Origin of the sequence: Kordiimonas sp., assembly GCF_048260245.1 — a bacterium.
Taxonomy (GTDB): Bacteria; Pseudomonadota; Alphaproteobacteria; order Sphingomonadales; family Kordiimonadaceae; genus Kordiimonas.
In genome coordinates, this window is record NZ_JBLXGZ010000060.1 from 1 (window position 1) to 6575 (window position 6575).

At 55.4% G+C, this 6575-nt stretch carries 7 protein-coding genes; all 7 read left to right on the plus strand.

The window, feature by feature from the left end; all coding sequences use genetic code 11:
- Positions 1–750: cupin domain-containing protein (locus ACN0VM_RS17630; protein WP_417452210.1), on the plus strand; the 750-nt coding region annotated here is incomplete at its 5' end.
- Positions 751–755: 5 nt separating this feature from the next.
- The gene (locus ACN0VM_RS17635; protein WP_417452211.1) at positions 756–1922 is read left to right on the plus strand and encodes a nucleotide sugar dehydrogenase; all 1167 of its coding nucleotides are present in this window, start codon (positions 756–758) and stop codon (positions 1920–1922) included.
- A 13-nt stretch (positions 1923–1935) separates the two neighbouring features.
- Entirely contained in the window at positions 1936–2973 is a 1038-nt protein-coding gene (locus ACN0VM_RS17640) for an NAD-dependent epimerase/dehydratase family protein (RefSeq protein ID WP_417452212.1), read from the plus strand.
- A gap of 391 nt (positions 2974–3364) precedes the next feature.
- A complete protein-coding gene (locus tag ACN0VM_RS17645; RefSeq protein ID WP_417452213.1) occupies positions 3365–3985 on the plus strand; it encodes a recombinase family protein in 621 nt (206 codons plus the stop codon).
- A gap of 229 nt (positions 3986–4214) precedes the next feature.
- Entirely contained in the window at positions 4215–4934 is a 720-nt protein-coding gene (locus ACN0VM_RS17650) for a DUF4123 domain-containing protein (RefSeq protein ID WP_417452214.1), read from the plus strand.
- 9 nt (positions 4935–4943) lie between these two features.
- Positions 4944–5648 (plus strand): hypothetical protein, encoded by a 705-nt coding sequence (locus tag ACN0VM_RS17655; protein WP_417452215.1) that lies wholly within the window; start codon positions 4944–4946, stop codon positions 5646–5648.
- Positions 5645–6575, plus strand: a 931-nt coding sequence (locus ACN0VM_RS17660) for a hypothetical protein (RefSeq protein WP_417452216.1), incomplete at its 3' end; no start/stop codon positions are given. The genes ACN0VM_RS17655 and ACN0VM_RS17660, both read left to right, overlap by 4 nt.

Here is a 6575-nt window from a genome sequence, read left to right on the forward strand (position 1 = left end):
CTGAAGGATGCAGAGGTGGACCTTGGTTTTTTGCGGCTGGCCCCGGAGCCTTGGGCGCAGGCGGCGGATATCTCGATTGACTATGCGGTGATGGAGAAAGCCAAGAACCTCTCCGTGGTGCCCTTTGATGCGGCCTGGTCGGACCTGGGCGGCTGGGATGCGGTCTGGCGCGAGGCGGGACCGGACGACAATGGCGTCGTGGTCAGCGGTGCGGCGACGGCGATCGACTGTTCCGATACCTTGTTGCGCTCTGACAGCGACCGGCTGGAAGTGGTCGGCATCGGCCTTGAGGGTATCATGGCGGTGGCGATGAATGACGCGGTGCTGGTGGCGGATAAATCCCGCGCGCAGGATGTGAAGCTCGCGGTGCAGGCGCTGAAAGACAAAGGTGCGGCGCAGGCCACCACCTTCCCCAAAGATCACCGCCCCTGGGGCTGGTTTGAAAGCCTGGTGGTGGGAGGGCGTTTTCAGGTCAAACGCATTCTGGTCCATCCCGGTGCCTCCCTGAGCCTGCAAAGCCATTTTCACCGCTCTGAACATTGGATCGTGGTGGAGGGCACTGCGCGGGTGACGGTGGATGATGAGGTCAGGCTGGTGACTGAAAACGAGAGCGTCTACATCCCGCTTGGCGCAGTACACCGTATGGAAAACCCCGGCAAAGTGCCGATGGTCTTGATCGAGGTGCAGACCGGGGCCTATGTGGGGGAGGATGACATTCTTCGCTATGAGGACGTCTACGCCCGGGAGTAAGGTTCATGAAAATCGCAGTTGCAGGGCTTGGCTATGTTGGCCTGTCCAATGCCGTTTTGCTGGCTCAGCACAATGAGGTTGTCGCCACCGACATCGCGGAAAACCGGGTGGCGATGGTCAATGCCCGGCAATGCCCGATCATCGACCCCGAGTTGGAAGATTTCCTGACCACCCACAGTCTGAACCTGACCGCGACCACGGATGCGGCGGCAGCCTACAGCGGCGCTGATTACGTGGTGGTGGCAACGCCGACCAATTACGACCCGCGGCACAATTCCTTTGACACCTCCAGCGTTGAGGCGGTGATCGCAGCCGTCATGGCCGTCAACACCACCGCCACCATCGTCATCAAATCCACGATTCCGGTGGGGTTCGTCATGGATGTGCGGGCGCGGCTGGGAACCGATCAGGTGATCTTTTCCCCCGAGTTCCTGCGCGAAGGCCGCGCGCTTTATGACAATCTGCATCCCAGCCGGATCATCGTTGGCGAGCGGTCCAAGCGCGCCCGGATCTTTGCCGATCTGCTGCTGGAGGGCGCTAAGGAAGAGGCGGTGGACACCCTCTTTACCGATCCAAGCGAAGCCGAGGCGGTGAAACTCTTTGCCAATACATATCTCGCGATGCGGGTGGCGTTTTTTAATGAATTGGATTCTTACGCCATGGCCGGGGGCATGGACACCCGCCAGATCATCGAAGGCATCAGCCTCGATCCGCGCATCGGCGGCCATTACAACAACCCCTCTTTTGGCTATGGCGGCTACTGCCTGCCCAAGGACACCAAGCAGCTTCTGGCCAATTACGATCAGGTGCCGCAGAACCTGATCCGGGCCATTGTCGACGCCAATCGTACCCGCAAGGATTTCCTCAGCGATCAGATCCTGATGAAAGGCCCCAAGGTGGTCGGCATCCATCGGTTGGTGATGAAGGCGGGATCAGATAATTTCCGCCAGTCCTCCATTCAGGGCATCATGAAACGTCTCAAGGCCAAAGGTATTGAGGTGATCGTCTATGAGCCGGTGCTGACGGAAGATCACTTCTTTCACAGCCGGGTCATCCGCGACCTTGACGTCTTTAAGTCCGAGGCCGATCTGATCGTGGCAAACCGGATGAGCGAAGAGATCCGCGATATCTCTGACAAGGTCTTTACGCGCGACCTGTTTGAGGCGGACTAAGAAAGAAGAAATCATGCAAACCGTTCTTGTAACCGGTTCGGCCGGCTTCATTGGCTTTCACCTCAGCAAACTGCTTTTGGAACATGGGGCACATGTTATCGGGCTGGATGCGTTCAGCGACTACTATGATGTCTCGCTGAAAGAGCGGCGTCATGCGATGCTGGAAGATGCCGCGGGGCAGGGCACGGGGCGCTTTGTGCCGATCATTGGCCGGATTGAAACCCCAGGATTACTGGCGGATCTGCTTGCGTCCTATAATCCAGATATTGTTGTGCATTTGGCGGCTCAAGCTGGTGTGCGTCACTCCATTGAGAACCCGCGTTCCTATTTGGAAAGCAACCTCATGGGGACGTTTGAGCTGCTGGAGGCTGCCCGCGCACATCCACCCAAACATATGCTGCTTGCATCGACCTCATCGGCTTATGGCGCCAATACCAAGATGCCATACCAAGAGACTCAGAAGGCTGATCACCAGATGTCCTTCTATGCGGCGACCAAAAAATCGACCGAGCATATGGCGCATTCCTATGCACATCTCTTCGATTTGCCGATCACGATGTTTCGGTTCTTTACCGTCTATGGGCCATGGGGGCGGCCGGACATGGCCTTGTTCAAATTCACCAAGGCGATCCTCGAAGGCCGTCCTATCGATGTCTACAATCACGGCGACATGCAGCGGGACTTTACCTACGTTGAGGATCTGGTGGAGGCGATCCGGCTGCTGATGGCCGCACGTCCCGAACGCCCCCGTGATGCTCATGTGCCAGAGGGAGACAGCCTGTCACCGGTGGCACCGTTCCGTGTGGTCAACATTGGCAACTCCAACCCAGTGCAGCTTAGCGATTACATAAGCGCCATTGAGCGGGCCACGGGCATTACGGCACAGCGTAATCTGATGCCAATGCAGCCGGGCGATGTCCCCGCGACCTGGGCCGATATCCAACTCTTGGAGCGGCTCACCGGATATACACCGCAGACCTCGGTTGAAGAGGGCGTGTCCCGCTTCGTGACGTGGTATCAGGAGTATGTTGCTGCCAATAAGATCAGGTAGCTTTATCAAAGCAGGCGGTACTGAACGGTGGTAGCGCGTAATCGGCGACATGGGATCAGCAACACTCGTGAAAGCCCTTGGGGCCACTCCCCAGTGGTTTTTAGATAGCAAAAATACGCTCAGCGCCGTCTCATTGGCGGGCTGGAGGCCACTCTTCCTTGAGAAAGTCGGGCCAGGGAAAGGGGGGTCGGACCTACGGTCCTCATGCCATTTTCCACACCTTACGCAGCAAACTGCAAAGTGCCATTAAGCCACTGATAATATGTAAATAATTCTGTCCGATAGTGATTTCGGACATAATAAGTGAACCGTGATACATGCATAGGAAGAACCTCTCGCATGTCGAATAGACAGTGATGGGTTTTATCCAATGACAGGAGGTGTTCACCAATTGGAACCCCGTGATTACGTCTATGTTCGCCTCGGCTCAAAGGTGGGCGATACATGGCAAAGCCGTGATGCCTTTGATCGTGCAACCATCCGCAAACACACGGAGGCTGCGCGTGCCGACGGATTTACCGTGCATAGCCGCTTGGCTGTGAGTGAGCGGGTTGGTGCCTCGGTCGCCGCTTCCGGACGACCCAAATTGATGCGCTTGATACGCGATCTAAGACCTAGCGATGCACTTATCGTCTACACGCTTGACGGGTTCGGGCGCGATGCAGCTGATATCCTGAAAACGATCCGGCTCATTCACGAGATGGGGGCTGAACCGTTTTGTGCGTCTCTGGGAACAAAGGAAAACCTGTTCAACGACAATGAGTTCAGGAGCGCCCTGGAAGCGATGGCCGCGCTTGAGCGTTTGACAGAGGCTGAACGCAAGCAAGCGAAGGCAAAGGGGCTCGGGGTCGCCGGTGGTCGGATCGGTCGGCCACCATCTCTGGATGAGGCCACACAGGCAGCTGTACGAACCGATCTGGATGCTGGAGATACCGTCGCCGCCGTGGCCCGGCGGTACAACACATCTCACCAGACCATTCTGCGCGTACGGGGCGTAAAGACCCAATCCTGATTCTTGTTTTTGAATACTGTTCAGGCTTCACTCGGCAGATATCTGGGACGGATCGGATGCGGTTGTGCTACCGCAAAAATTTGGGAGCGGCATTCAACCACTGGCCAAGATAGGCTCGCACCTGCACAACTATGGTGAGGCGTATGTCTGCGACATAATGTTACGACAAACCCTAGTTAAGGTACCCTAAGCACGATTGAACTTAAGTCGTATTACATAGGCGATAGTTGTGAGCTCAGACGACATTACAGACGGCTGGACACAGCCAACGCAAACCTTTGAAAAGTCAACGGAATTGCATTTTAAAATACAGACCATCGAAGGTGTTGACCCACTGGATGCGCAGTTTGGCATAGCTACTCCTAAGACGGTCCCAGACGCGCTTTATGAGGCGTTGTTTGGTCAGCCTGAGCCAACAGAGGACGAATTGGCCGCCATAGGGGATGATCCGACAAAAATTCCCCCCATGCACACTTACGCCATCCTCGATGCAGCCAAGATCACGAACCTGCCGGAGCTGCTTGAGGCATCACCTCTGGAACACCGCTGTTTGTTCAAGGGAAACGCCTACGACGCATTAAAAGACGTGGCTCCTTGGGTCGTTCGGTTGGAAGACGGCAACAGTTTCACGCGCAATCTGTTCACCCAGTCTAGTGCACCATGGCATCAGTGGTGGGACAGCGAGCCGGGCATCTACGTGCGGTCACGCGGAACGCTGGATGAAATCTGGGCACATTTCCGCAAATTCACAAGGGTGCAGGATGCAGATGGGAAGTGGTATTATTTCAGGTTCTGGGAACCAAAATCAGTTGAGCGGATGTTTTCCGCCTTCAGCCACTCGGAGGCACAACACTTTCTTGCACCTTGTTTTGACCTCTATACAATCATTCTTGCGCCGCACGTTTCTTGTAAGCGGTTGTTTATTGAACAAAGTCATTTTTCGGTATGAGTATGGTCCATGGTCTTGAAATTTTCTGCGGCACAGTTTGACGCTTTTGCAGCACCCGCGCGCGCTGAGTGGATCGTTCAAGCAGCTCGGCGCCTTCACCAAGCATATCCAGAATATTTCAAAACGCTTGATGTTGAAGCATCCGCCCTTGAACCCTTGTGTCAGGCTGTTGAGCAATGGGCTGCTGGATACGGGGTTGTTGGAGAGCGTGATGTGTCACAGCTCTGCTGTGTGGCCGCGACATTGGGGCATAAATTCTGGCTCGATCCACGATTTGGCGGGTATGTGAATGCATCGATGGGAAACCCGGATACTCCACATGGTAACGCCGTAGGTCTATTGGTTAACAATGCCAGCGATTGGCTCGACACCCTTTGGCGTAATGATACGTTTGACCGCTTTGTAATCCGTTTGGATGGCTATATCCGGCGCGACCTTGAGCCAAGCACACAAACCTTGATGGATATTTTGCCAGGTCATTGGGCGTTGTTTGACGCCAACACGAACGAGCGATTAATAGTCTGGATCAGGCAGAACCTGCCGCCTACTCAAAGTCCAGCGCAGCGACTGGTTTATGTCACTTGCGCATTAGTGCATGGCACCGGATGGGTGCACGATCCGCAATACGGCAAGATCCTGCGGGCGATTAAGGCAGCAAGCACGCCTGTTGAACTCGCAGCATCTATATCCGCAATTTACAGCGAGATCAGATGATGGGAGCGCAGCCGCAAAACCCCGAAAGTTTTTCGACGGCGACCAAAGTGGCCGCAACGCAACCGAATACACCGGTGGCAGAGATATGCGAGCCATGTGCAGCCCGTTTTCGAGTCGAGGCTCACTACGACGATCCTTGGAAAACGCCGATAACGCTTGCTCCACTTCAGGTTCAATATAAAGATGGTGCGCTCATCTCAGAAGGTGGCCGGACCCGTGCTCTGGCAACCTTTGGGCTGCAGGATGGTGAGCCCATTCAGGGCGTGCTACCCGAAGTTGGCGCTTACGATGACCGTGCGCCTGAACCGGGGGCGATAACGGCGAGACTTGTTCCAGAAGATGTTGGTGATCCAGCAGCGCTTGAAGAACAAATCATTTCTGACCTGGCGACGTTGGCGCAAACTATGGAAACGGCGATGCAGCCTTGGATTTCCGACTGGGAATCCGATGGTTGGCTTGGTTTGTTCAGCAGCCTCTGGAGCAATCTGAAATCGGGTGCCACCGCTTGGTGGGAGGGGGAAGGTGACTTCTGGGCTTCGGTTGGAGAATGGCTTTCTAACCTGCCAGATATGCTCGGAGATGCGTGGGAGAGTTTGTCAGAAAGTGCCAAGGCTCTTTGGGAAAACCGAAACCAGATATTGGCGCTGTTGCAAGATTTGGCCGAAGGGTCTGTTGCAGCGTTTGAGGCGGGACTGGAAGCACTTTCAAATGCGCTCCAAAACATTCCCGGACTGGAAGAAATCGCCCTGCTCCTGAAAGATCTGGTCGAAGAGAGCGCCGAATGGGCAGGTGCAATGATCGAAATGGCCACACAGACCCGCGTTTTGGCCGTGTTGGGTGCCACCCTGTTGGGTTCCATGATGATGATCCCGCCCAATTTCTGGACCGACATGATCAGCTTTGGCGTGGGCTACCTTATTCCAGAGC

What these genes read in the sequence shown, in the direction of transcription:
- ACN0VM_RS17655 (WP_417452215.1), top strand. Translation starts at nt 4,944, where the DNA reads ATGGTCTTGAAATTTTCTGCGGCACAGTTTGACGCTTTTGCAGCACCC.
- ACN0VM_RS17635 (WP_417452211.1), top strand. Translation starts at nt 756, where the DNA reads ATGAAAATCGCAGTTGCAGGGCTTGGCTATGTTGGCCTGTCCAATGCC.
- ACN0VM_RS17640 (WP_417452212.1), top strand. Translation starts at nt 1,936, where the DNA reads ATGCAAACCGTTCTTGTAACCGGTTCGGCCGGCTTCATTGGCTTTCAC.